Source organism: Streptomyces sp. NPDC090088 (assembly GCF_044747345.1).
Taxonomy (GTDB): Bacteria; Actinomycetota; Actinomycetes; order Streptomycetales; family Streptomycetaceae; genus Streptomyces.
The window spans coordinates 564,566-589,143 of the sequence record NZ_JBIVDZ010000001.1 but is presented as its reverse complement, the minus strand read 5'-3'; the positions used below and the strand labels follow the sequence as shown (position 1 = coordinate 589,143).

At 71.5% G+C, this 24,578-nt stretch carries 20 protein-coding genes; 9 read left to right on the top strand and 11 right to left on the bottom strand.

What is annotated here, in order from left to right; translation table 11 throughout:
- Positions 1–75 precede the first annotated feature (75 nt).
- Positions 76–717 carry a superoxide dismutase gene (locus ACIPSJ_RS02735; protein ID WP_359221247.1) on the top strand — a complete coding sequence of 214 codons (642 nt, stop codon included), beginning with the start codon at positions 76–78 and terminating at the stop codon, positions 715–717.
- A 125-nt stretch (positions 718–842) separates the two neighbouring features.
- On the opposite strand, the gene ACIPSJ_RS02730 is transcribed toward ACIPSJ_RS02735, so the two are convergent.
- The gene (locus tag ACIPSJ_RS02730; RefSeq protein WP_401342928.1) at positions 843–1,619 is read right to left on the bottom strand and encodes an SAM-dependent methyltransferase; all 777 of its coding nucleotides are present in this window, start codon (positions 1,617–1,619) and stop codon (positions 843–845) included.
- Between the two features lie 138 nt (positions 1,620–1,757).
- Between ACIPSJ_RS02730 and ACIPSJ_RS02725 the strand changes: the two genes are divergently transcribed.
- The gene (locus ACIPSJ_RS02725) at positions 1,758–1,976 is read left to right on the top strand and encodes a hypothetical protein (protein WP_355711681.1); all 219 of its coding nucleotides are present in this window, start codon (positions 1,758–1,760) and stop codon (positions 1,974–1,976) included.
- Here the strand turns inward: ACIPSJ_RS02725 and ACIPSJ_RS02720 are convergent.
- Positions 1,969–2,634, bottom strand: coding sequence for a DsbA family protein (locus tag ACIPSJ_RS02720; RefSeq protein WP_401342925.1), 666 nt, complete (start codon positions 2,632–2,634; stop codon positions 1,969–1,971). The genes ACIPSJ_RS02725 and ACIPSJ_RS02720 overlap by 8 nt on opposite strands.
- Before the next feature lie 150 nt (positions 2,635–2,784).
- Here ACIPSJ_RS02720 and pepN (ACIPSJ_RS02715) point away from each other — a divergent pair, with 150 nt between their 5' ends.
- A complete protein-coding gene (gene pepN, locus ACIPSJ_RS02715) occupies positions 2,785–5,361 on the top strand; it encodes an aminopeptidase N (protein ID WP_401342924.1) in 2,577 nt (858 codons plus the stop codon).
- Positions 5,362–5,568: 207 nt separating this feature from the next.
- Positions 5,569–6,606: a hypothetical protein gene (locus ACIPSJ_RS02710; protein WP_401342921.1), complete on the top strand. Its 1,038-nt coding sequence runs from the start codon at positions 5,569–5,571 to the stop codon at positions 6,604–6,606.
- Between the two features lie 94 nt (positions 6,607–6,700).
- Here ACIPSJ_RS02710 and ACIPSJ_RS02705 read toward each other — a convergent pair whose 3' ends face one another.
- The gene (locus ACIPSJ_RS02705; protein WP_355711689.1) at positions 6,701–7,210 is read right to left on the bottom strand and encodes a DinB family protein; all 510 of its coding nucleotides are present in this window, start codon (positions 7,208–7,210) and stop codon (positions 6,701–6,703) included.
- A gap of 80 nt (positions 7,211–7,290) precedes the next feature.
- Between ACIPSJ_RS02705 and ACIPSJ_RS02700 the strand changes: the two genes are divergently transcribed.
- Complete coding sequence (locus ACIPSJ_RS02700) at positions 7,291–7,827, top strand: GNAT family N-acetyltransferase (RefSeq protein ID WP_401342920.1); 537 nt, start codon at positions 7,291–7,293, stop codon at positions 7,825–7,827.
- Positions 7,828–7,878: 51 nt separating this feature from the next.
- Here the strand turns inward: ACIPSJ_RS02700 and ACIPSJ_RS02695 are convergent, their stop codons facing one another.
- The 6 genes from ACIPSJ_RS02695 to ACIPSJ_RS02670 form a co-directional block, all read right to left on the bottom strand.
- Positions 7,879–9,090: a glycosyltransferase gene (locus ACIPSJ_RS02695; RefSeq protein WP_401342919.1), complete on the bottom strand. Its 1,212-nt coding sequence runs from the start codon at positions 9,088–9,090 to the stop codon at positions 7,879–7,881.
- A gap of 311 nt (positions 9,091–9,401) precedes the next feature.
- On the bottom strand, positions 9,402–10,547 hold the full coding sequence (locus ACIPSJ_RS02690) for an RNA polymerase sigma factor (RefSeq protein ID WP_401342918.1): 1,146 nt from the start codon (positions 10,545–10,547) through the stop codon (positions 9,402–9,404).
- Positions 10,540–10,962 (bottom strand): YciI family protein, encoded by a 423-nt coding sequence (locus ACIPSJ_RS02685; RefSeq protein WP_355711863.1) that lies wholly within the window; start codon positions 10,960–10,962, stop codon positions 10,540–10,542. Before ACIPSJ_RS02685 ends, ACIPSJ_RS02690 begins: the two co-directional genes overlap by 8 nt.
- A gap of 131 nt (positions 10,963–11,093) precedes the next feature.
- Complete coding sequence (locus ACIPSJ_RS02680) at positions 11,094–12,242, bottom strand: serine hydrolase domain-containing protein (RefSeq protein ID WP_401342916.1); 1,149 nt, start codon at positions 12,240–12,242, stop codon at positions 11,094–11,096.
- 105 nt (positions 12,243–12,347) lie between these two features.
- Positions 12,348–14,126, bottom strand: coding sequence for a TIGR03767 family metallophosphoesterase (locus tag ACIPSJ_RS02675; protein WP_401342914.1), 1,779 nt, complete (start codon positions 14,124–14,126; stop codon positions 12,348–12,350).
- Between the two features lie 290 nt (positions 14,127–14,416).
- Positions 14,417–14,881, bottom strand: a complete 465-nt coding sequence (locus ACIPSJ_RS02670) for an NUDIX hydrolase (protein ID WP_359227062.1) — start codon at positions 14,879–14,881, stop codon at positions 14,417–14,419.
- Positions 14,882–15,079: 198 nt separating this feature from the next.
- Between ACIPSJ_RS02670 and ACIPSJ_RS02665 the strand changes: the two genes are divergently transcribed.
- The gene (locus tag ACIPSJ_RS02665) at positions 15,080–18,382 is read left to right on the top strand and encodes a S8 family serine peptidase (RefSeq protein ID WP_401342912.1); all 3,303 of its coding nucleotides are present in this window, start codon (positions 15,080–15,082) and stop codon (positions 18,380–18,382) included.
- A 69-nt stretch (positions 18,383–18,451) separates the two neighbouring features.
- Here the strand turns inward: ACIPSJ_RS02665 and ACIPSJ_RS02660 are convergent, their stop codons facing one another.
- Positions 18,452–19,279, bottom strand: a complete 828-nt coding sequence (locus ACIPSJ_RS02660; protein WP_401342911.1) for a hypothetical protein — start codon at positions 19,277–19,279, stop codon at positions 18,452–18,454.
- A 2-nt stretch (positions 19,280–19,281) separates the two neighbouring features.
- The gene (locus ACIPSJ_RS02655; protein ID WP_359227068.1) at positions 19,282–19,815 is read right to left on the bottom strand and encodes a sigma-70 family RNA polymerase sigma factor; all 534 of its coding nucleotides are present in this window, start codon (positions 19,813–19,815) and stop codon (positions 19,282–19,284) included.
- Between the two features lie 298 nt (positions 19,816–20,113).
- Here ACIPSJ_RS02655 and ACIPSJ_RS02650 point away from each other — a divergent pair, with 298 nt between their 5' ends.
- From ACIPSJ_RS02650 to ACIPSJ_RS02640, 3 genes are all read left to right on the top strand, one after another.
- The gene (locus ACIPSJ_RS02650) at positions 20,114–21,133 is read left to right on the top strand and encodes an aspartate-semialdehyde dehydrogenase (RefSeq protein WP_401342909.1); all 1,020 of its coding nucleotides are present in this window, start codon (positions 20,114–20,116) and stop codon (positions 21,131–21,133) included.
- 177 nt (positions 21,134–21,310) lie between these two features.
- A complete protein-coding gene (pepN, locus tag ACIPSJ_RS02645) occupies positions 21,311–23,884 on the top strand; it encodes an aminopeptidase N (RefSeq protein ID WP_401342907.1) in 2,574 nt (857 codons plus the stop codon).
- 224 nt (positions 23,885–24,108) lie between these two features.
- Complete coding sequence (locus ACIPSJ_RS02640) at positions 24,109–24,573, top strand: DUF5707 domain-containing protein (RefSeq protein WP_401342905.1); 465 nt, start codon at positions 24,109–24,111, stop codon at positions 24,571–24,573.
- Positions 24,574–24,578 lie beyond the last annotated feature (5 nt).

Below are 24,578 nucleotides of genomic sequence, written 5' to 3'. Positions count from 1 at the left end.
CCACACCGAGACTCTTGTTGCTAACGTGTAGTTGCAAGCTCTTTGCAATAAGAGGTTCGGAGGGGATCCACGCCCATGCCCGTCTACACGCTTCCTGAACTGCCCTACGACTACTCCGCGCTCGCGCCCGTGATCAGCCCCGAGATCGTCGAGCTGCACCACGACAAGCACCACGCGGCCTATGTGAAGGGCGCCAACGACACGCTGGAGCAGCTGGCGGAGGCGCGGGACAAGGAGAGCTGGGGCTCGGTGAACGGGCTGGAGAAGAGCCTGGCCTTTCATCTGTCCGGCCACATCCTGCACAGCATCTACTGGCGGAACATGACGGGCGACGGGGGCGGCGAGCCGCTCGCGGCGGACGGGGTGGGCGAGCTGGCGGACGCGATCGCGGAGTCCTTCGGCTCCTTCGCCGGGTTCAAGGCGCAGCTGTCCAGGGCGGCGGCCACCACCCAGGGCTCCGGCTGGGGCGTCCTCGCGTACGAGCCGCTGAGCGGGCGGCTGATCGTCGAGCAGGTCTACGACCACCAGGGCAACGTGGGCCAGGGGTCGACGCCGGTCCTGGTCTTCGACGCGTGGGAGCACGCGTTCTATCTCCAGTACCGGAACCAGAAGGTCGACTTCATCGAGGCCATGTGGGCGGTCGTCGACTGGCAGGACGTGGCCCGCCGCTACGAGGCGGCGCGGTCGCGCGCGGATGTGCTGCTGCTGGCTCCCTGAGCCGCCGACGCGTCCTGCCTCGTGATCGTCTTCTCACCGTTCACCGGGGCGGGCGGAAAGAAGGGAAGCCCCCGCGAGGACATGACTCGCGGGGGCTTCCCGGTGACCGGCCCGCGGCCCGGGGCCTACGGCTTGCGGCCCAGGCCGCCGTGCTGGCCGATGGGCCGCGGGTCCGGGCCCGGCTCGGGGCGCCACAGCGGCACCGAGACCACTCCGGGGCCGACCAGTTCCAGGCCCTCGAAGTAGCCCTCGATCTGGTCGACGGGACGCAGGAAGTAGGGGACCGCGCCGGTCTCGTTGTAGGCGTCCTGCGCCTGCTCGTACACCGGGTCGGTGCCGCGGGAGCCGTCGTTGACGGAGAGGTAGCTGCCGGCGGGCAGGCCGGACAGCAGGGCGTCGACCAGGTCGCGGGCGCGGTCGTAGCCGTCGACGTGGCCGAGGATGCCGCTGAGGATCAGGGCGGTGGGCCGGGTGAGGTCCAGGGTCCGGCCCGCGGCCTCCAGGATGCGCTCCGGCGCGTACAGGTCGAGGTCCTCGTAGGCGGTGACGCCCTCCTCGGTGGAGGTGAGCAGGGCACGGGCGTGGGCGAGGACGAGCGGGTCGTTGTCGACGTACACGATCCTCGACTCGGGGGCGCCGCGCTGGGCGACCTCGTGGGTGTTGTCGACGGTCGGCAGCCCCGTGCCGACGTCCAGGAACTGCCGTATCCCCACCTCCGCCACCAGATGGCGGATGGTGCGGCCGAGGAAGGCCCGGCTGCTGCGGGCGATGGTCACGATCCCGGGGAAGACGGCGGTGTAGGCGTCGCCGGCCTCCTGGTCCACGAGGTAGTTGTCCTTGCCGCCGAGCCAGTAGTTCCAGATGCGCGCCGAGTGCGGCACCGAGGTGTCGATCTCCGTCATGTGCCCATGGTGCTACGGCAGCTGGGGCCGCGTCCGGAATCCGCCCCGGCGGGACGGATTCCGGACTCACGCGGGGCAGGGCGGCGCACCTATGCTCCCGGTTCCGACCTTTTCGCCGGACCGCTCCGGGAGGCTGGTGTGTCCACCCTGCACTGTCCCAACTGCCCCCGAGGGAAGCTGCACCCCTTCCGCAGGGTCACCGAGGAGGAGGAGAAGTACATCGCGTCGGTCTTCGAGAAGAAGGGCGCGCACGGCTTCTGGCGGTGCGAGGGGAAGACCTCGCAGGGGCAGTGCCTCTGGGTCCAGCCCTACTTCAACCAGTCGGACGGCTTCTCCCTCCCCGCCTCCTTCAGCTGAGGTTGCTGAAGTCGGGGCCCTTGGTACGGGTCCGCTTGATCTCGTAGAAGCCGGGGACGGAGGCGACCGCGAGGGTGCCGTCCCACAGCCGGGCCGCCTCCTCGCCCTGCGGGGCGGGAGTGACGACCGGGCCGAAGAAGGCGATCTGCTCGCCGTCGGGGCCGGGGACCGCGATGACCGGGGTGCCGACGTCCTGGCCGACCTTGTCGATGCCCTCCTTGTGGGAGGCGCGCAGCTCGGCGTCGAACTCGAAGTCCTCCTGGTCGGCGTAGTCGATCAGGTCGGCGGGCAGGCCGACGTCCGCGAGGGCGCCCGCGACGGCCTCCAGGGTCGGGCCCTCGCCGTTGTTGTGGATCCGGGTGCCGAGCGCGGTGTACAGCGGGCCGAGGATGTCGGAGCCGTGCTTCTGCCAGGCGGCGGTGACCACCCGGATCGGCTTCCACGCCTTGGTCTCCAGCAGCTCCCGGTACTCCTCGGGCAGCTCGTCCAGCTTCGGCTCGTTGAGCACGGCGAGGCTCATGATGTGCCAGCGCACCTCGATGTCGCGGACCTTCTCCACCTCCAGGACCCAGCGGGAGGTCATCCAGGCCCAGGGGCACAGCGGGTCGAACCAGAAGTCGACGGGGGTCTTGCCGGAGCCGGTCACGGTCTCGGACATGGTTCTCCTCGGAATACGGCCGTTTTCCAGCGGCAACACCGGCACCCGCCACCCCATTCCCGGCTGCCTCCCGTCAGGGGCGCATGGGAGGATCGGTGCTGTTCCGGCGTACCGACAACGATGCGTATCGACGACGAGGGAGTGCCAACCGTGCCCGGTGAGAATCTGTCCCGCGACGAGGCCCGGGAGCGGGCCGCCCTGCTGTCCGTCGACGGGTACGACGTGGCGCTGGACGTACGGTCCGCCGTCGGCGAGAGCCGGGGCGAGCCCCGCACCTTCCGTTCGGTCACCACGATCCGCTTCCGCTGCAACGAGCCGGGCGCGTCCAGCTTCGCCGACCTGATCGCACCGAGCGTGACCGCGGTGACACTGAACGGGAAGGATCTCGACCCGGGCGAGGTCTTCGACGGCACCCGGATCGCCCTGGAGGACCTGGCCGCGGAGAACGAGCTGGTGGTGGACGCGCAGTGCGCCTACTCCCGCACCGGCGAGGGCCTGCACCGCTTCGTCGACCCCGAGGACGGCGAGGTCTACCTCTACACGCAGTACGAGCCGGCCGACTCCCGCCGGGTCTTCGCCAACTTCGAGCAGCCGGACCTCAAGGCGCCGTTCCGCTTCGAGGTGCGGGCGCCCGAGGAGTGGACGGCGTGGAGCAACGGCGCCGGTGAACTCGCCGACGGTGTCTGGCGGTTCGCGGAGACCAAGCCCATCTCGACGTACATCACCTGCGTGGTGGCCGGCCCGTACCACTACGTGACCGACTCCTACAGCCGCGCCCTGCCGGACGGCTCGACGCTGGAGATCCCGCTCGGCGCGATGTGCCGCAAGGGCCTGGCCCCCCACTTCGACGCGGACGACGTCTTCCTGGTCACCAAGCAGGGCCTGGACTTCTTCCACGAGCACTTCGACTACCCGTACCCGTTCGGCAAGTACGACCAGGCGTTCGTGCCCGAGTACAACCTCGGCGCGATGGAGAACCCGGGTCTGGTGACCTTCCGCGAGGAGTACATCTTCCGGGGCCGGGTGACGCAGGCGTCGTACGAGGCCCGCGCCAACGTGATCCTGCACGAGATGGCGCACATGTGGTTCGGCGACCTGGTCACCATGGTGTGGTGGGACGACCTGTGGCTCAAGGAGTCCTTCGCGGACTTCATGGGCACCTTCGCCAACGTCGGCGCGACCCGCTTCGACGGCGCCTGGATCACCTTCGCCAACCGCCGCAAGGCCTGGGCCTACCGCGCCGACCAGCTGCCCTCCACGCACCCGATCACCGCCGACATCCGCGACCTTCAGGACGCCAAGCTCAACTTCGACGGCATCACGTACGCGAAGGGGGCCAGCGTCCTGAAGCAACTCGTGGCGTACGTCGGCCAGGACGCGTTCCTGGAGGGCGCCCGCCGCTACTTCAAGCGCAACGCGTACGGCAACACCCGGCTCGGTGACCTGCTGTCGGTCCTTCAGGAGACCAGCGGCCGGGACATGAGCGCGTGGGCGCACCAGTGGCTGCAGACGGCGGGGGTCAACTCGCTGACCCCGCAGGTGCTGCTGGACGGCGAGGGCCGGGTGGCCGAGCTGGCGGTGCTGCAGGAGGCCGCCGAGTCGCATCCGGAGCTGCGTCCGCACCGGGTCGTGATCGGCCTGTACCGGCTGGAGGGCGGCGATCTGGTCCGGTACGCGCGCGTGGAGACGGACGTCGACGGCCCGCGCACGGTGATCGAGGAGCTGGCCGGCGCCGAGGCCCCGGAGCTGGTCCTGGTCAACGACGACGACCTCACGTACTGCAAGATCCGCTTCGACGACACGTCACTGGCGACCCTCCGGGACCACCTGGGTGCCCTGACCGACCCGCTGGCCCGCGCCCTGTGCTGGTCGGCGCTGTGGAACCTGACCCGGGACGCGCTGCTGCCGGCCCGGGACTTCGTCGACCTGGTGCTGCGGTTCGCGAGCCGTGAGTCGGACATCGGCGTGCTGCAGATGCTGCAGGCGTGGGCGGGCTCGGCGCTGACCCACTACGTGGCGCCGCAGTGGCGGGACACGGCCGGGCGGCTGCTCGCCGAGGGCGCCCTGCGCGAGCTGCGGCAGGCGGAGCCGGGCAGCGAGCACCAGCTGGCCTGGGCGCGGTTCTTCGCGTCGGCGGCGACGGGCGAGGACGACTTCGGGCTGCTGCGGGAGCTGCTGGCCGGCACCGCGGCGATCGACGGCCTCGACGTCGACCAGGAGCTGCGCTGGGCGTTCCTCGAACCCCTCGCCGCGCACGGCGCGGCCGACGAGACCGACCTGGCGGCCGAACTGGCCCGGGACGACACGGCGTCCGGCAAGCGGCACCAGGTGCGCTGCCTGGCCGCCCGCCCGTCGGCGGCCGTGAAGGCACAGGCATGGGCGCAGGTCGTGGAGTCGCAGGCGCTGTCCAACGCGCTGGTGGAGGCGACCATCGCGGGCTTCGCCCAGCCGACGCAGCGGGAGCTGCTCGCGCCGTACGCGGAGAAGTACTTCGAGGTGATCGCGCGGATCTGGGCGGACCGCTCGATCCAGATCGGCATGGACGTGGTGCGCGGTCTGTACCCCTCGCTGCAGGACGGTCCGCGGACGCTGGAGGCGACGGACGCCTGGCTGTCGGCGCACGCCGACGCGCCGCCGGCGCTGCGCCGGCTGGTCCTGGAGGCCCGCGACGACCTGGCCCGCGCGCTGCGCGGACAGGAGTGCGACGCACAGGCGGCCACCGGCTGACCTTTGGCCATAGGTCGCCCGCCCGGTGACCGTTACGCAATTCATTCCATCACGCCCGTAACCCCTGGTCCCCACCCATCCGGACCAGGGGTTTCCGGCCCCTCCTCGGCATCCGAACACCTGCCCTTTAGCCCCGGCTTGTCCGTATTCATCGACGAACGCGTAACACCGGTTAAGGACCGGTCCGGCCCCGGGAATCCCGAGGCCATGACCCACAACACCCCGCTCTCCCCCCGCCCCCTCCGTCATCTCCCGGAGGCCCGCCGCCGGGTGCTGACCACGGCCCAGCTCCGCTCCCACGGCGTCGCGGCCACCGAGATCGCCGAGCAGTGCCGCCCGGGCGGCCCCTGGCAGCAACTGCTCCCGGGCGTGATCATGCTCCACCCCGGCCCGCCGACCAGCGAGGAACGCCTGCACGGGGCCCTGCTGTTCGCGGCCCGGGAGCCGGCCCCCGGCGTCCCCTCCCAGCCGAGCCCCGACTCCCCCCACCGCCCGGTCTACCCGGACGCGATGATCACGGGCCTGGCGGCCCTCACCCTGCACGGCTTCTCGTCCACGCCGCCGCTGCTCTCCCTGGACCACGTGGACGTGCTGGTCCCCCGGCTGCGCCGGCTGCGCTCCACCTCGTACGTCCGGGTGCTCCGCACGGCCGCGCTGCCGACCCCCGAGCCGGTGACGGGCCTCCCGGTGGCGCCGGTCCCGCGCGCCCTCGCGGACGCGGTGGCGGACCTGACGGACGCGGAGGCGGTACGCCGGCTGCTGACCGAGGCGGTACGCGGCCACCACTGCGAACCGGCGGCGGTGGTACGGGAGTTGAACCAGGCGAAGCTGCTGTCCCGCCCCCATGTGGTGGACGCGGTGGACTCGCTGGTCGCCGAGGGCCGGGCCATCGCGGAGGACCGCCTCTACCGCATGGTCCGCGAGTACGGCCTGCCCGACCCGGTCTGGAACGTGGACCTGCGGCTGCCGGGCGGCCCGCACCTGGGCGGCCTGGACGCCTACTGGCCGGAGCAGGCGGTCGCCGTCGAGCTGGACACCCGCGCGCCGCGCCACGACGAGGACGCGATGTGGTCCGAGTACGCCCGCAAGCGCGAGCACCTGGAGCGCCTCGGCATCACGGTCGTCCACCTCACCCCGAAGAAGCTCCGGGACGCGATGGAACAGCAGGCGGCGGTGGTCCGTACGGCGCTGATGGCGGCCGACGACCGTGATCCGGCCGCCCATGTCGTGGTGCTGCCCCGCTGACCAGGGCCGGGCACCAGAAGGGACGGAAGGGACCGTCGGTTCGGAGGGGGACCGACGGCCCCTTTCCCGCGTACTTCCCGCGTATTTCCCGCGCTCACACCCCGGTGCGGCCGTCCGCCAGCTCCCGCAGGATGTCGAGGTGGCCGTTGTGCCGGGCCGTCTCCTCGATCAGGTGGAGGAGGATCCAGCGCAGGTCGGGGCGGAGGCCGTCGCGGAGCGTGGTCGCGGCCTTCGCGTCGAGCGGGTGGGCGGCGGCCAGTTCCCGGTACCGGGCGCTCTGCTCCTCGTACTCCCCCAGCAGCCGCTCCAGCGGGAGGTCGACGGCGATCCGCATCTCGCGGTCGGGGTCCTCGTCGGTCCACGGGCCCTGGTCCTCCTCGCCGAGGAAGACCACCTGGAACCAGTAGTACTCCACCCAGCGCAGGTGGTTGACCAGCCCGGAGAGGGTCATCAGCGGGGAGCCGGGCAGCGGGGCCCGGCGCGCGTCCTCGGCCGAGACCTCCTCGCACTTGGCCCTGGCGGTGGCCCGCGCGTAGTCGAGGAAGGTGGTCAGCTGGGTGCGCTCGTCCCAGGCGGGAGGCGTGTCGGTCCGTGTCTGTGTCATCGCGCGGAACGATCCGCGAGACCGCGCCCCGCCGTCAAACCATTAAGCCCCCGCGCCGCCCCGCGACTACTGTGTCGGCGATGAGCGACGACGCCTCCGTGATACTCCGCCCCACCCACGAGGACGACCTCCCCCTGCTGGAGCGGTTCCTCCACGACCCCGAAGCGGCCGGCCCCTTCCAGTGGTTCGGCTGGCGGGACCTCGGCCGGTTCCGGCGCCGCTGGGCGGAGAACGGTCTGCTGGGCCCGGACGGCGGCCAGTTGATCGTCGACGCGGGCGCCGGGGCCGACGGCCCGTACGGTTTCGTGGCCTGGCGCAGGCTGGACTCGGGCCCCACGTCGTCCTGCTGGAGCATCGGCATCGCCCTGGCCCCGGAGGCCCGCGGCCGGGGCGTCGGCACCCGCGCCCAGATCCTGCTGGTCCGCTACCTGTTCGCGCACACTCCCGCGCAACGCATCCAGGCGGAGACCGAGTCGGAGAACTTCGGCGAGCAACGCGCCCTGGAGAAGGCCGGGTTCACCCGCGAGGGCGTGATGCGCGGTGTCGTGTTCCGGGACGGGCGGTGGCGGGACGGCGTCCTCTACGGCGTCGTGCGCGAGGACCCGCTGCCCGACTGACCGTCCCCCCGGAGCGAGGGGGGACGGTGCCGTGGCGGGCGGTGCCGCCTGCTACTGGCCGCTGACGCCCGGACGGAGTTCGTCGCGCACGTCGCCGACGACCCGGTCGAGCAGGTCGGCGTAGGCGGCGATCATCCGGGTACGGCTGAACCGCTCGCGGCTCGCCAGCAGCGCCGGCCCGAAGGCGTCCCGCTCGGCCACGGCGGCCGACCAGGCGAAGGCGATCGCGTCCGGGTCGAAGGGCGTCACCAGACCGTGCCCCTCGACGATCGACGCGCTGTCGCCGACGTCCGTGGTGACCGGGACGGCCCCGCACATCATGCCCTCGATGAGGCAGAGCGGCGCCGCCTCGCCGGAGGCGGAGGTGAGGGCGACGACGTCGGAGCCGGCGTACACGGACTCCATGTCGTGCCGGACGCCGAGCAGGTGGACGCGGTCGCCGAGGGCCGCCCGGTCCGCGCCGAAGGCGACCTCGATGTCGGCCCAGAGGGCGGGGTTGTCCTCGGTCATGCCGGCCCCGCACATCACCACGTGCCCGCCGCCCTCGCGGGCCAGCCACGCCCGGGCCGCGCGCAGGAACAGCGGCACGTTCTTCATGCCGGCGTACCGGGCGGCGAATACGACGACGGGGGCGTCCGGCGCGGTGGCCGGGATGGAGAGGGACTCGCGGAACGCGAGCCGGACCGCCGCGTCCGGGCGGAAGCGGAGCAGGTCGACCCCGTTCGGGATCACGTGCAGCAGCTCACCGGGGATCCCGGCGGCCTCGTACGCGTCCCGGGTGGACTCGGCGCAGCACACGCAGGCCACGACGGTGCCGTCCGCGATGGCGGCCTTCAGCTCGTCCAGGGCCTGCCCCTGGTTCTCCGGGTCCGAGCGGTGCAGGCACACCACCACGGGCCGGCGCGGCAGGCCGCCCTGGTTGAGCAGGACCAGCGGCTGTTCCTTCAGCGAAAGGATGACGTCCGCGCCGGCCATCGCCCGTGCCGTATCGGCCAGCTCGGGTCCGCTGAAAACCGATGCCGCGACGGTGCCGTCCACCAGGCCCGCGCTGCGGCCGAGCGAGGTGACGTCGACGCCACCGGCCGTGAGCGCCCGGTAACACGCGTCGTCCTCCATGCGCTGAGTGGTGGCTTCTCGGTGGACCTCACCGTGCAGACTCAGCACCCGATGCCACTGCTGTCCGCCCTCTACCAGGCCCAGCAGCACATCACTGTGCACGATCCGGGCTCCCCCGGAGAAAAAACCCTCGTAGACCGAGAGCACACGAAGTCCGAGCCGAGCGCCCACACGATCACCAGCCTTGCACCATATCGAGCCATCCCCGGGAACCGCGGGTTAGCCGATATGAGGCGGTACGGACGTTTCATCGGGATGAACGGCGCGTCTCGTGTCGGAGTCCGATTCATTTACACGGTGAGCGTCGGACGACCCACTGTCAACATCATCGGGACAGCGCCTCCGCCACCCTTCTGACCTGCGGTTTCACGGCCGTCTCGGAGGCGTCGGCGGACGCCGGACCGGGCGGGCCGAGGGCAAAAAAATCGGCAAGCGGAATCCCGGAACGTACGACGGTGTCAGCCGTTCCGGTGAGCGTTGAGCCGGGCGGCCCTGCGGGTCAGATGGTCGCGTTCGGCGAGGGTGGTCGCCTGGTGGGCCGCCTCGGCGTACAGCCGTGCCGCCGTCTCCGGGTCGCCGTCGCGTTCGTGCAGATAGGCCGCCACCGCGGTGTGGCGGGGCAGCGCCGCGTCGAGTTCGGCGAGGGCGGCCAGACCGGCCCGGGGGCCGTCGGCCTCGCCGACGGCGACCGCGCGGTTGAGCAGGACGACGGGGCTGTCGGTCAGCTCGGCGAGTTCGTCGTACCACTCGACGATCTGCACCCAGTCGGTCTCCCCGACGGTGGGCGCGTCGGCGTGCAGGGCGGCGATGGCGGCCTGTGCCTGGAACTCGCCGAGCCGGTCGCGGGCGAGGGCCGTCTGCAGGATCCCGACGCCCTCGGCGATCAGGCGGGTGTCCCAGCGGCCGCGGTCCTGTTCGGCGAGCGGCACCAGGCTGCCGTCGGACGCGGTACGGGCGGCGCGCCGGGCGTGGTGGAGCAGCATCAGGGCGAGCAGCCCGGCCGCCTCGGGGTGGTCGATCGAGGCCGCGAGCTGCCGGGTGAGCCGGATCGCCTCGGCGGCGAGGTCGACATCGCCGGAGTAGCCCTCGTTGAAGACCAGGTAGAGGACGCGCAGCACGGTGGCGACGTCCCCGGGCCGGTCGAACCGTACGCCCGAGACGGTGCGCTTGGCGCGGCTGATGCGCTGCGCCATGGTCGCCTCGGGCACCAGGTAGGCCCGGGCGATCTGCCGGGTGGTGAGGCCGCCGACGGCGCGCAGGGTGAGCGCGACGGCGGAGGAGGGGGTGAGGGAGGGGTGGGCGCAGAGGAAGTAGAGCTGGAGGGTGTCGTCCGCGGCGGGCGCGGGGCCGGGCGGCGGCTCCTCGTCGGCGCGGTCCTCGCGGCGGCGCCGGGCGGTGTCGGCCCGGGTCGCGTCGAGGAACTTGCGCCAGGCCACGGTGACCAGCCAGCCCTTCGGATCGCGCGGCGGGTCGGCCGGCCAGCCGCGGAGCGCCTCGACGAGCGCCTCCTGCACGGCGTCCTCGGCCGCCGCGAAGTCGGCTCCGCGGCGGACGAGGACGGTGAGCACGCCGGGCGTGAGGCTCCTGAGCAGGGCCTCATCCATGGGCGAGGCACTCCGGGACGGTGGGCGGCGCGGCCAGGAAGGGGCGTACCTCCAGCCACTCGTGGATCGGCCTGCCGCCCGCCCCGGGGGCCGCGGACAGCTCTCCGGCCAGTTCGACGGCGCGTTCGTGGCTGTCGACGTCGATGATCATCCAGCCGGCGATGAGGTCCTTGGTCTCGGCGAACGGGCCGTCGGTGACCGGCGGGCGCCCCTCGCCGTCGTACCGGACCCACTGCCCCTCCGGGGCCAGCGCCTGGCCGTCGACGAACTCGCCGGACTTCTCCAGCCGGGCGGCGAAGTCGTTCATGTACTGGATGTGCGCCGAGATCTCCTCCGGCGTCCACCGGTCCATGGGGATGTCGTTGACCGGGGCCGGGGCGCCGCGGTAGTGCTTCAGCAGCAGGTACTTGGCCATGGTGTTCTCCTCGGTGCCGATGCGACCCATTGTGGCCGCCTGCACCCCGGGGACGGAGCCGGCCGCGGGTTCTCGACATCGCCGCCGAAGTTTTTTTCCGAGTACTCGGCGCGGGTTCCGCGCGCGGGTGCTCAGCCCCCGCAGAACTCCGCCTCCAGTACCGCCTGCGGGTCCTCCGTCCAGTCGCCGTTGTAGTTCACGGCCAGGGCGTGGCGGCCGTCGGCGGTGGTGGCCGCCAGGGACGAGGAGCCGTGGATCCCGCCGTCGTGGCCCCAGACGTGGACACCGCAGGAGAGGGTGCGGTCGGCCAGGCCGAGTCCGTAGGCGCTGTCGGGGTTCCCGGGGACCGGGATCGTGGTCTTCATCTCCTTGAGCTGGTGCGCGGGGAGCAGCCGGCCACGCAGGAGAGCCTGGTAGAAGCGGGTCAGGTCGGCGGAGGTGGAGATCATCTCGCCGGCCGAGGAGGCCATGGACGGGTTGAGGGTGGTGACGTCGTAGGTGGGGCCCGTCGCCGTCTCCGCCAGCTTCGAGTAGGCGCGGCCGCTCGGCCGGGGGACGGTGGTGCGGGTGCCGGGGAGGGAGGTGCCGGTCAGATGGAGGGGTTCGATGACCCGGTCGGTGATCTCCCTGGCGTACGAGTGGCCCGTCACGGCCTTGATGACCATGCCGGCGAGCACGTAGTTGGTGTTGGAATAGGCCCAGTCGGTGCCCGGCGCGAAGGCCGGCTCGTGCTTCATGGCGATCGCCACCAGGGCGGCGGGCGTCAGCGTGTCGTAGCGGTGCCGGAGGAAGCCGTCCGCGAGGAAGTAGGTGCGGCCGAAGCCGTCGTCGGACGTGTAGTTGAAGATGCCGCTGGTGTGGTTGAGGAGTTGGCGGACGGTGATACGGCGGCCGTCGTTGCCGTTGCCGGTGACCACGCCCGGCAGCCACCGGTCGACCGTGTCGTCCAGGGACAGCCGGCCCTCCGCCTCCAGCTGGAGCAGGACGGTGGCCACGAAGGTCTTGGTGATGCTGCCGACCCGGTAGTGGTCGGCGGCCGAACGCGGGGCGCCGGTGCGCAGGTCGCCCACCCCGGCCGTCGTCGACCAGCTGCCGCGGCGGTCCCGGGCGGTCGCCGTCACCCCGGGGACGCCGGCCGCCACCGCCGCCTGCGCCGCCGCGCGGGTGGCGGCGTGGCCGCCGCCCGGCGCCGTCTGCGCCGGAGCCGCCAGGGCCGGTCCCGCCAGGGCCGCCGTCAGGGCCAGCGCGCCGGCCGCCACCAGTGTCGTCCGTACGGACATGTCTCTCCCCCAGCCGAGTCGTCGTACGCGTCGGCGTACTCGGTCGGGGAGAGGGACACCGCCGTGATCGGGGAGGTTGCCCGGCCTGGGCCGGTTGAGCGGGATTCAGCCCTTCTTCAGCACCAGCTCGGTGTTCCGGTCCGCCGTGTTGCCGCCGAGGACCTTGCTGGAACCCGGGGCGTTGAAGGCGAGTTCGCGGTAGAGGGCGGCGAGGCCGGTCTGGGAGAGGTCGGAGAAGTCGGTGCGGTGCGGGGCCGCCGACTCGATCAGGGTGGTGAACAGGGAGATCGTGCCGTCCTTGTTGTCGGCGAGCTCGACGACCCGGGCGAGCTGCGGGTAGTCCACGTGGGACGCCGTGGTGATCTCCCAGAAGGAGTTGCCGTTCGAGGCCTTGTGCGGGGTGATGAGGTTGCGGTGGATGTGGCCGTTCACCCAGGCCAGCACGTTGGCGTGGCGGTTGAGGAGGGTGACCAGCTCGCTGCCCGTGTGGCGGCGGTCGCTCGGGTGCGCCGGGTCGGGGCGGGTGTTGGTCATCGTCTGGCTGGTGTGGTGGCTGAAGACGACCGCGTAGGAGTCCTTGTTCTCCTTCAGGGTCTTCTCCAGCCAGGCCAGCTGGGTGGAGCCGATCGAGCCGTCGTAGTGGCCGCCCGCGTCCGTCGTGTCGAGGCTGATGCCGATGACGTCGTCAGAGATGCGGAAGGCGTAGTACTGGGTCTTCGCGGCGAGGTTCGCCGAGGAGTAGCCGTGGCCGACCGGGCCGAGGCCCTGGTAGGCGGGGTCCAGGTGGGCCTTCAGATAGTCCGTCACCGTGTACGGGGCGCGCTTCTCGTCCGCCGTGACCGACCGCATGGAACGGGCGTGGGCCTTGAGGAAGTCCCGGTAGCCGGCGCCCTTGGGGTCCTGGGCCGTGCGGATGGAGTCCTGGAGCTTCTTCGCCTCGGCGTCGGTCACCGTCATCAGCTTCTTGCCGCCGACCGCGGCCGCGGCCAGGTAGGGGTCGGCGTGCGAGCCGAAGCAGCCGAGCGGCAGGGAGTCGTGGTTGCCGACGGTGGAGTACCAGGGCAGGTTGAGGCCCGGGCTCTTCACCTCGCGGATCGCGGCGGCCAGATAGCCCGCGAGGTGCGGGAAGCCGAGCGCCTTGTCGCCGTCGCGGACGGTGGAGGAGGCCTGCCAGTACAGCTTCAGCCCGCTGTTCTGCACGCCCTCGTAGTGCTTGGGGTCCCCGGAGTTGGGGGTCATCCGGCCGCCGCTCATCACCTTCATGAACCACTCCAGCTCGGAGTGGGCGTTGTTGTCGGTGTTGTCGCCGGTCGTCATCACGAAGTGCAGCGGGGAGCCGGTGACCGGGGCGCCGCGCAGCGCGTTGACCCGCTCGACGAGCGAGATCGCGCCGGGCACGGTGAGCGCCTCGTGCGGGCGCCAGGCGTGCGGGTCGTGGGCGCGCAGGAACTCCAGGCGCAGCGGGTGCTGGACGTCCATCAGGTGCAGGTCGGTGAACTGCACGAACGCGGCGAGCGCGGTACGGCGGCCTGCCCGGCCGGACTTGGCGGCGGCCAGGTCGGAGCGCAGCACGCGCTTCCAGCCGGCGCCGTCGCCGAGCCGGCGGTACCCGGAGCTGTTCCGGGGCGCGGCGACGGAGGCGAGGGTGGTTCCCTTGGTGTACGGCACGAGGGCGCCCGCGGTGGCCTTGCGGCCCTCGGCGACCGGCTCCTGCTCCTCGGTGACCGCGGGTGCGGCCTGGCTGTCGGTGGGGCGCAGGGCGTAGCCGACGCCCGCGGAGAGCGAGACGGCTCCGGCGGCGGCGAGCACGGTACGGCGGTTGATCTCCAGTGCCTCCCGGCCCTTCTGGGCGGCGGAAGTGGCGACAGAGCGTATGCGCGACATGGCGCGATCTCCCCGAGTACGAACGCGTCCGGCAGTGGTCACGGGCGATCGCTTCCGCGAACTTCCCGCTCACTTTGGATCGTTGGCACCGGGGGTGACCTGCGCGTGAACGCGGCGGCAACGCGCAGCGCCGATCACCGTACGTGGATCAGGTGTGACGGGGACCGGTCATGGAGCGGATTGCGGGCGGCCGGGACCCGGTTACTCCGTGTTCATCTGCCGGGGTAGGGGAGGGTCTCCGGCACTGACGACTGCCGCGCTTACGACTGCCGCGCTTGCGACGGCTGCGCTTACGACGGCTCCTCCGCGAACCGCCCCGCGGCCGGCCGCTCCCGCCACAGCCGCAGGGCCGTGTCGATCAGCCCGACGCGCCTCAGGGCCGGTACGGCGTCCAGGTCCTGCCAGGCGGCCAGGTCGGTGGAGCCGTTCACCTCGTTGCGCAGCTCTCCCCCGACGACCTCGCCGCTGTAGACGATCCGCACGCTGTGGTGGTCGGTGACGCGGGTCAGCAGGTTCTCGCGGGCGAAGCGGTGCCGGCGGGAGTCGATGCCGAGCAGGCCGGTCACCTCGATGCGGTAGCCGGTCTCCTCCATGAGCTCGCGGCGGACCGTGTCGTAGGGGTCCTCGCCGTGCTCCATGCCGCCGCCGGGCAGGACCCACTCGGGGGTGCCGTCGGCCGCGGGCGACCGGGCCAGCAGGATCTGTCCGTCACGGACGCACACGGCGTAGGCCGCCACCCTCAGCTTCTCGCGCACATGCGCACGGTAGGGCGCGAACCCCGCGACGGCCACCGGGTTTTCCGCGGCCGGACCGGGGGTTTTCCCCATATGTTCATATCGATTCGGTCAACGTTCCCAAAAGATCGTTCCCTTGGGGAAAGCTGTGCGCCTAGCCGCCGGGCATGCACATGTCCGGTCGTTCCACGCTCGTTCCTTTACCTACAAGGGATGCAGATGACCCTCAGCCCCCAGCACGACCCGATACCGGGCCACAGACGCCTGGGCCGGATGGCCGTCGCCGTCGGTGTCGTCGCCGCGCTCTCCGCCGCCGGACCGATACCCCTGGCCGCCGCCGCGATCCCGTCCGCCGCCGCCACCGCCGACCCCGGCACCAAGTCGGCCCACGACAAACTCGGTTCGGACGACGCCGAACTGCTCGCCGAGGCCAAGTCCGCGGGTGCCAAGAACGTCACGATGATGATCGCGACCGCGCCGGGGCAGACCGAGCAGGTCGCCGAGGAGCTGGACGCGGTCAAGGGCGGCTCGGTGGGCCGTACGTACGACAAGCTCGGCTACGTCCGGGCGACCGTCCCCACCGGCCGGGCGGACTCGGCGATCGCCGCCGCCGCGAAGCTGTCCTCGGTGCACGCGATCGACCTGCGCCAGGAGATCCCGCTCGACGACCCGACGGTGACGGACGGCAAAGCCAAGGCCGCCAAGGGCACTGCCGGGTACTCGGGGCCGAGCAGGAACACTCCCGCCGCGAACCCGTACAACCCCTCCTTCGAGACGGGCGCCGTCGACTTCGTCAAGGAGCACCCGAAGGCGGACGGCCGGGGCATCACCATCGGCATCCTGGACTCCGGCGTGGACCTCGGCCATCCGGCGCTGCAGAAGACCACCACGGGCGAGCGGAAGATCGTCGACTGGGTGACGTCGACCGATCCGATCGTCGACAGCGACCAGACCTGGCGGCCGATGGTCACGGCCGTGTCCGGTCCCAGCTTCACCTACGGAGGCAAGAACTGGACGGCGCCCGCCGGGTCGTACCAGATCAGCACCTTCAAGGAGTCGTACACCACGGGCGGTGACGCGGCCGGTGACGCCAACCGCGACGGCGACACCACCGACAGCTGGGGCGTGCTCTACGACCCGGCGGCCGGCACGGTCACGGTCGACCTGAACAACAACAACGACTTCTCCGACGACACGCCGATGAAGCCGTACAAGGACGGCTACCAGGTCGGCTACTTCGGCACCGACAACCCGGCGACCGACGTCGTCGAGCGGCAGCCGTTCGTCGTGCAGATCCGCAAGGACGTCCCGATGGACCCGTACGGCGGGGACTGGGTCGGCAAGAAGGCCGACTTCGTCAACATCGGCGTCATCGAGTCCGAGCACGGCACGCACGTCGCCGGCATCACCGCCGCCAACGGCCTGTTCGGCGGCAGGATGAACGGCGCGGCGCCCGGCGCGAAGATCGTCTCCTCGCGCGCCTGCACCTGGTCCGGCGGCTGCACCAACGTCGCCCTCACCGAGGGCATGATCGACCTGGTCGCCAACCGGGGCGTGAACATCGTGAACATGTCGATCGGCGGCCTCCCGGCGCTGAACGACGGCAACAACGCCCGTGCGGAGCTGTACACGCGGCTCATCGACACCTACGGCGTGCAGCTGGTCATCTCGGCCGGCAACTCCGGCCCCGGCGCCAACACCATCGGCGACCCCGGTCTCGCCGACAAGGTCATCTCGGTCGGCGCGGCCATCTCCAAGGAGACCTGGGCCGCCAACTACGGCTCCCAGGTGACGAAGAAGTACCAGCTGCTGCCCTTCTCCTCGCGCGGCCCGCGTGAGGACGGCGGCTTCACGCCGACGCTGGTCGCCCCCGGCGCCGCGATCAACAGCACCCAGACCTGGCTGCCGGGCTCCCCGGTCGCCGAGGCGGGCTACTCGCTGCCGGCCGGCTACTCGATGCTCCAGGGCACCTCGATGGCCTCCCCGCAGGCGGCGGGCGCCTCCGCGCTGCTCCTGTCGGCCGCCAGGCAGAAGGGCATCGCCCTCTCCCCCGCCGACCTGCGCACGGCCCTGACCTCGACCGCCCACCACATCAAGGGCGTTCAGGCCTACGAGGAGGGCGCGGGCCGGATCGACATCGTCGACGCCTGGGACGCCATCCGCGACCACGCCACCGCGCACGACTACACGGTCAAGGCGCCCGTCGACACCGCGATCGACTACGCGCTGAAGACCCCGGGCTACGGCACCGGCCTGTACGACCGTGAGGGCGGACTGAAGGCCGGGCAGAAGAAGACGTACGACGTCACCGTCACCCGGACCTCCGGCTCGGCCAAGGCGCTCCGGCACGAGCTGTCCTTCGAGAACAACGCCGAGGGAACCTTCAGGATCCTCGGATCCGACGAGGTGAAGCTGCCGCTGAACCAGCCGGTCACGGTCAAGGTGCAGGCGCGGCCGCGGAGCGCGGGCATCAAGTCGGCGATCCTGGACGTCGACGACCCGCGCACCGAGGGCGTCGACAAGCAGATCCTGACCACGGTCGTGGTCTCCACCCCGGTCGCCTACACGTACACGAAGTCGAGTTCGGTGCAGCGCAACAGCTCCACCTCGTACTTCGTGACCGTGCCCAAGGGCGCCACCTCCCTGGAGGTCGCGATGAGCGGGCTGGCCGACAAGAGCCAGACCCGGTTCATCGCCATCCACCCGTACGGCGTCCCGGTCGACAACACCGGCACCCCGTACTGCTACAACAACTACCTGAACGGCAACGGCTGTGCGCCCGACGTGCGTTCGTACGCCGACCCGCAGGCCGGCGTCTGGGAGATCGAGGTCGAGGCGCGCCGCACCTCGCCGCTGCTCGACAACCCGTACAAGCTGGGCGTCACCGTGCTCGGCGCGGCCTTCGACCCGGAGACCGTGACCGTGCCCGAGGCCAAGGTCGGCAGCCCGGTCACCGCGTCCTGGAAGGTGACCAACAAGTTCGCCGCCCTCGACGGCAAGCTGGTCGGCGGCCCGCTCGGTTCCTCGAAGACGGCCCGCCCGTCGATCAAGGAGGGCGAGACCCAGACCACCACGGTGACCGTGCCCGAGGGCGCCACCTCGCTGGACGTGGCGATCGGGAACGTCTCCGACACGGCGGCCGACCTCGACCTGACCGTGTACGACGCGGCCGGCAACCAGGTCGCGCAGTCCGCCGACGGCGACTCGGAGGAGGCGGTCTCCCTCGCCTCGCCGGCCGCCGGGACCTACACGATCGAGGTCGTCGGCTACTCGGTGCCGTCCGGCTCCACCGACTACGACTACCGGGACGTGTTCTTCTCCGCCGCGCTCGGCAGCGTCACGGTCGACGGTTCGACGCCGGTCCAGCTCGGCACGGGTGCCTCCACCACGGTGACCGGGCAGGTCACCGCGGCCGCGGCGGCCCCCGAGGGACGTGAGTTCTTCGGACGGGTCCAGTTGGTCAACGCGCGCGGCACGGTGGCGGGCACCGGCAGCGTGAAGATCGAGAAGGTCACGCCGTAAGGCACAGCGATACCGAGGAGGGGCGGGCGTCCTGCGGGGCGCCCGCCCCTTCGCCGTCTCCGCCGGCCGTCACTCCCCGCAGGTGAGGGTCCGTGACTCGGGCAGGTCGCGGACGATCCAGGCCCGCTGCGACGCGATCTCCCGCTCCCCGACCGCGTACCGGTCGGGCACCTGCTGCCCGGTCCGGACGGCGACCAGGACGAGGGCCCCCTCCCGGATCCGGCTGTCCGCGCCGGCCTCGAAGAGCACGTCGACCTCCCCGGCGGTCCTCGCCGGCTTGTAGGCGCGGGTCACCTTCAGGGTGACGCGTTCCCGGCCGCTGTCCGGGACCTCGTGCACCCCGGTCACCGTGCCCTCGACGACGAGCCGGGCGCAGGCCAGGAAGCGGGCGCCGCCGAGGGACTCCTTGGCACCGCCCGCCGTGCTGCCGGCGGCGCTGTCGGCGTTGCTGCCCGCGCTCTTGCTGTCCGCGCCGTTCGACGCGAGCCAGCCGAGGCCGAACACCGCCGAGGCGAACGCAGCGGCGAGAGCGCCGGCGAAGCCGAGCCCGCGGACACCGGGGTGCTGCCACGGCCTGCGGCGCCCGGCCGGGCGCACCCGGGGCTGGGGCCGCGGCTGGGGCCGCGGGCGGGGTTCGGCCAGGGTGTCCGCGATGATCCCGAGCTGTTCGCGCAGGAGGGCCACGTCGGCGGTGGCCGCCCGGTGCTCGGCCATGAAGGCGGCATCGGCCCGCTGCCCGTCGGTGAGCGGCTCCTCCGCGAGAACGGCGAAGAGGGCGTCGAAGTCGTCGTCCCGGCCGTCGTACGCGTCGTACGCGTCGTACGCGTCGTACGCGTCGTGTGCGTCGTGTGCGTCGTGTGCGTCGTGTGCGTCGTGTGCGTTGTGTTCGGCGGTCATGCTCACACCACCTCGTCCTCGTGCAGGCGGGCGCGCAGGGCCCGTACCGCCGTGTGCAGCCGGCTCTTGACGGTGCCCTCGGGGATGCCGAGTTCCTCGGCTATCCCGCGCACCGGCAGGTCGGCGTAGAAGCGCAGGACGAGGATCTGGCGCTGGGCGTCCGGCAGTTCGTCCAGGCCGCGGGCGACGGCGACGGAGAGCACACGGCTGTCCTCGCCGGAGCCGGAGGCGTGCTCGGGCGGGCGCTGGGAGGCCAGCCGTTCGCCGAGGCGTTCCTGGCGGCGCTTGGCGCGGTGCCAGTCCATGGCGAGGTGGGAGGCGACGACCGCCGCCCACGCCGAGACGTCCCGCGGCGCCTCCTGGCCGCTCGCGGCCCGCTCCAGCAACCGCAGACGTACCTGCTGTACCCCGTCCAGCAGGTCCGCCTGCGGTACACCGCCCAGCGCGAGCACCGCCCTGACCCGGCGCTCCTGGTCCGCGTCCAGAGGATCCCCGTGCTCGTCCCCCTGGGCGCGGCGGGCCTTTCTGCGCAGCACAACCCACCCCCCTCACCGCGTTTCTCCTACGACGCCGCAGCCCCCGGAAACGTTCGGCCGGATCCCGGACATCTTTTCCGAGGCGTACGTCACACCGGCGCGCGGCGCAGCACAGCTTGCGGTACGACGGCCAAGTGGAGGTAATTTCTGCAGCTCAGCGTGGGTGTGGGCGGGAGTTCCACGGGCCGGGTGGTCCGGTCGGCGGGTATGGCGCGCAAAGAATTGGACAGGCGGACCCGGGTCGGCCGCATGATGGAAAGGCCGCAGACACACATCGACGCAGGTAAAGGGAGTCACCGTGAGGGTCGGAATCGTCGGAGCCACCGGTCAGGTCGGCACGGTCATGCGCAGGATCCTCGCGGAACGGACCTTCCCGGTCACGGAGCTGCGCCTGTTCGCCTCGGCCCGTTCGGCCGGGTCCGTGCTCGACGGTGTGACGGTGGAGGACGCGGCGACCGCCGACTACTCGGGCCTGGACATCGTGCTGTTCTCGGCGGGCGGGGCCACCTCGAAGGCGCTGGCCGAGAAGGTCGCCTCCCAGGGTGCCGTCGTGATCGACAACTCCTCCGCCTGGCGCAAGGACCCCGAGGTCCCGCTGGTCGTCTCCGAGGTGAACCCGCACGCGATCGCGGACCGCCCCAAGGGCATCATCGCCAACCCGAACTGCACCACGATGGCCGCGATGCCGGTCCTGAAGGTGCTGGACGCGGAGGCGGGCCTGGAGGCGCTGGTCGCCACCACCTACCAGGCGGTGTCCGGCTCCGGTCTCGCGGGCGTGGCGGAGCTGCACGGGCAGGTGCAGAAGGTCGCCGCCGACGCGGAGAAGCTCACCCACGACGGCGCGGCGGTCGACTTCCCCGAGCCGCAGGTCTACAAGCGGCCCATCGCCTTCAACGTGCTGCCCTTCGCCGGCAACCTCGTCGACGACGGTCTGAACGAGACCGACGAGGAGCAGAAGCTGCGCCACGAGTCCCGCAAGATCCTGGAGCTGCCCGGGCTGAAGGTCTCCGGCACCTGTGTGCGGGTCCCGGTGTTCTCCGGGCACTCCCTCCAGATCAACGCGCGGTTCGCCCGGCCGATCAGCCCCGAGCGGGCGACCGAGCTGCTGTCCGACGCGCCCGGCGTCGAGCTGTCCGACATCCCGACGCCGCTGCAGGCGGCCGGGCAGGACCCGTCGTACGTCGGGCGGATCCGGCGGGACGAGACGGTGGAGAACGGGCTCGCGCTGTTCGTCTCCAACGACAACCTCCGCAAGGGGGCTGCGCTGAACGCCGTGCAGATCGCGGAGCTGGTGGCAGAGGAGCTGTCGGGGAAGTAAGGCCGCCCAACGGGGTGCCTCGGTCTGCCGTCGTGCGGCCGCGGCACCGTCGTGGCTGGTCGCGCAGTTCCCCGCGCCCCTACGGGGCTCGGAAATCTCGCGGGTTTTCCCTCGTCGCCCTCCTCCCGCCTCCCGTGGAAGGATGGCGCAACCCACACATAACGAGGAGATGACCGCGTGCCTGGCACAAACCTGACTCGCGAAGAGGCGCAGCAGCGGGCGACGCTGCTCACCGTTGACTCGTACGAGATCGATCTCGACCTCTCCGGCGCGCAGGAGGGCGGTACCTACCGGTCCGTGACCACGGTGCGCTTCGACGTCGCCGGATCCGGCGCCGCTTCCTTCATCGACCTGGTGGCCCCGGCGGTCCACGAGGTCACCCTCAACGGTGACGCGCTGGACCCGGCCGAGGTCTTCGCGGACTCCCGGATCGCGCTGCCCGGCCTGCTGGAGGGCCGCAACGTCCTCCGGGTGGTCGCGGACTGCGCGTACACCAACACGGGTGAGGGTCTGCACCGGTTCGTCGACCCGGTCGACGAGCAGGCGTACCTCTACACCCAGTTCGAGGTGCCGGACGCCCGCCGCGTCTTCGCCTCCTTCGAGCAGCCCGACCTGAAGGCGACCTTCCAGTTCACCGTGAAGGCGCCGACCGGCTGGACGGTGATCTCGAACTCGCCGACGCCCGAGCCCAAGGACGACGTCTGGGCCTTCGAGCCGACGCCGCGGATCTCGTCGTACATCACCGCGCTGATCGTCGGCCCGTACCACTCCGTGCACAGCGTGTACGAGAAGGACGGCCAGAGCGTGCCGCTGGGCATCTACTGCCGTCCCTCGCTCGCGGAGTTCCTGGACTCGGACGCGATCTTCGAGGTGACCCGGCAGGGCTTCGAGTGGTTCCAGGAGAAGTTCGACTACGCGTACCCGTTCAAGAAGTACGACCAGCTGTTCGTGCCCGAGTTCAACGCGGGCGCGATGGAGAACGCGGGCGCGGTGACCATCCGCGACCAGTACGTCTTCCGGTCCAAGGTGACGGACGCGGCGTACGAGACGCGGGCCGAGACCATCCTGCACGAGCTGGCGCACATGTGGTTCGGCGACCTGGTCACCATGGAGTGGTGGAACGACCTGTGGCTGAACGAGTCGTTCGCCACCTACACCTCCATCGCCTGCCAGGCGTACGCGCCCGAGTCGCGCTGGCCGCACTCGTGGACGACGTTCGCCAACTCGATGAAGACCTGGGCGTACCGGCAGGACCAGCTGCCCTCCACGCACCCGATCATGGCCGAGATCCGGGATCTCGACGATGTGCTCGTCAACTTCGACGGCATCACGTACGCCAAGGGCGCGAGCGTGCTGAAGCAGCTCGTCGCGTACGTCGGGATGGACGAGTTCTTCAAGGGCGTGCAGGCGTACTTCAAGCGGCACGCCTTCGGCAACACGCGCCTGTCCGACCTGCTGGGCGCCCTGGAGGAGACCTCCGGCCGTGACCTGAGCACCTGGTCGCAGAAGTGGCTGCAGACGGCGGGCATCAACATCCTGCGTCCGGAGGTGGAGACGGACGCCGACGGTGTCGTCACCTCCTTCGCCATCCGTCAGGAGGCCCCGGCGCTGCCGGCCGGGGCGAAGGGAGAGCCGATCCTGCGTCCGCACCGGATCGCGATCGGCCTGTACGAACTGGACGACGACACCGGCAAGCTGGTTCGCGAGGACCGGATCGAGCTGGACGTGGACGGCGAGCTGACGGCCGTACCGCAGCTGACCGGCCGCCGTCGCCCGGCGGTGTTCCTGCTCAACGACGACGACCTGTCGTACGCCAAGGTCCGCCTCGACGAGCAGTCGCTGCGCTTCGTCACCGAGCACCTCGGCGACTTCGAGTCCTCGCTGCCCCGCGCGCTGTGCTGGGCGTCGGCCTGGGACATGACCCGGGACGCCGAGCTGCCCACGCGTGAGTACCTGTCGCTGGTGCTGTCCGGCATCGGCAAGGAGTCCGACATCGGTGTCGTGCAGTCGCTGCACCGCCAGGTGAAGCTCGCCGTCGAGCTGTACGCCGACCCGAGCACCCGTGAGGCCCTGCTCACCCGCTGGACCGACGCCACGCTGGCCCACCTGCGGGCGGCCGCGCCGGCCAGTGACCACCAGCTGGCCTGGGCCCGCGCCTTCGCGGCCACCGCCCGCACCCCGGAGCAGCTGGACCTCCTCGACGGTCTGCTGGACGGCACCCACACCGTCGAGGGCCTGGCCGTCGACACCGAGCTGCGCTGGGCGTTCGTGGAGCGGCTGGCGGCGGTCGGCCGCTTCGACGAGACGGAGATCGCGGGCGAGTACGAGCGGGACCGGACGGCCGCCGGTGAGCGGCACGCGGCCACCGCCCGGGCGGCCCGGCCGACCGAGGAGGCCAAGGCGGAGGCGTGGGCGTCGGTCATCGACTCCGACAAGCTGCCGAACGCCGTGCAGGAGGCCGTGATCGGCGGCTTCGTCCAGACCGACCAGCGTGAGCTGCTGGCGCCCTACACCGACAAGTACTTCGAGATCCTGAAGTCGGTGTGGGACTCCCGCTCGCACGAGATCGCCCAGCAGATCGCGATCGGCCTCTACCCGGCCCTCCAGGTGTCCCAGGAGACCCTCACCAAGACGGACACCTGGCTGGCCTCGGCCCAGCCGAACGCGGCCCTGGCCCGGCTGGTCTCGGAGTCCCGCGCGGGCGTCGAGCGCGCCCTGCGGGCCCAGGCGGCGGACGCGGCCGCGCAGTAGCAGGCGGTACCGCGCGGTACGCCGCGCCACGACGGAGCGGGCGCCCGGTGTCAGGACACCGGGCGCCCGCTCCGTGCGTTCGCCTGCTCCCCATCACCCAGGCGGAGTTGAGTATCCGTGCTCACGCCGGGGGTGCCCGCGCGTTGCGAACATCGGTGCAACGGCGCGGCACAGAGCGCCGGTTCGTCCAGCCAAGGCACTCAGACCCTTACGGAGAATCCGCCATGTCCCGTCGTATCGTCCTGCCCGTCGTCGCCGGTGCCGTCGTCCTCGCGGGTGCCGGGGCCTTCGCCCTCGCCTACGCCGGGGACCAGGACCCGTCGCCGGCCCTGGCCCACAGCACCGCCCGCTACACCGCCCCCGAGACCGGCCACAAGGGCTCGCTCTCCTTCACCACCGAGGTCTCCGCGCCCTCCGGGGTCAAGAGCCTGAAGGTGCTGGCCTGGCCGGAGAAGTCCGGCTTCGCCAAGGAGTCGCTGACCGCCAAGGACCTGGCGGCGGCCGAGGTGGACTCGGCGACCTGCACGCCGGCCGGCGGCGGCACCGTCCGGTGCGTGTACACGGCTCCGGTGTCCGCCGCCGACGCCGCGTCCTCCGCGCACGGCGCCTGGCACATCGCCGTGCTGGCCACGGCGAAGGACGGCCACACCACCTTCGACACCAAGGCCGCGGACTTCACCCTCGCCTGAGCCGG

Coding starts and splice junctions, on each gene's coding strand:
- ACIPSJ_RS02735 (WP_359221247.1), top strand. CDS start 76: ATGCCCGTCTACACGCTTCCTGAACTGCCCTACGACTACTCCGCGCTC.
- ACIPSJ_RS02730 (WP_401342928.1), bottom strand. CDS start 1,619: ATGACGGAGATCGACACCTCGGTGCCGCACTCGGCGCGCATCTGGAAC.
- ACIPSJ_RS02720 (WP_401342925.1), bottom strand. CDS start 2,634: ATGTCCGAGACCGTGACCGGCTCCGGCAAGACCCCCGTCGACTTCTGG.
- ACIPSJ_RS02710 (WP_401342921.1), top strand. CDS start 5,569: ATGACCCACAACACCCCGCTCTCCCCCCGCCCCCTCCGTCATCTCCCG.
- ACIPSJ_RS02705 (WP_355711689.1), bottom strand. CDS start 7,210: ATGACACAGACACGGACCGACACGCCTCCCGCCTGGGACGAGCGCACC.
- ACIPSJ_RS02700 (WP_401342920.1), top strand. CDS start 7,291: ATGAGCGACGACGCCTCCGTGATACTCCGCCCCACCCACGAGGACGAC.
- ACIPSJ_RS02690 (WP_401342918.1), bottom strand. CDS start 10,547: ATGGATGAGGCCCTGCTCAGGAGCCTCACGCCCGGCGTGCTCACCGTC.
- ACIPSJ_RS02685 (WP_355711863.1), bottom strand. CDS start 10,962: ATGGCCAAGTACCTGCTGCTGAAGCACTACCGCGGCGCCCCGGCCCCG.
- ACIPSJ_RS02680 (WP_401342916.1), bottom strand. CDS start 12,242: ATGTCCGTACGGACGACACTGGTGGCGGCCGGCGCGCTGGCCCTGACG.
- ACIPSJ_RS02675 (WP_401342914.1), bottom strand. CDS start 14,126: ATGTCGCGCATACGCTCTGTCGCCACTTCCGCCGCCCAGAAGGGCCGG.
- ACIPSJ_RS02665 (WP_401342912.1), top strand. CDS start 15,080: ATGACCCTCAGCCCCCAGCACGACCCGATACCGGGCCACAGACGCCTG.
- ACIPSJ_RS02660 (WP_401342911.1), bottom strand. CDS start 19,279: ATGACCGCCGAACACAACGCACACGACGCACACGACGCACACGACGCA.
- ACIPSJ_RS02640 (WP_401342905.1), top strand. CDS start 24,109: ATGTCCCGTCGTATCGTCCTGCCCGTCGTCGCCGGTGCCGTCGTCCTC.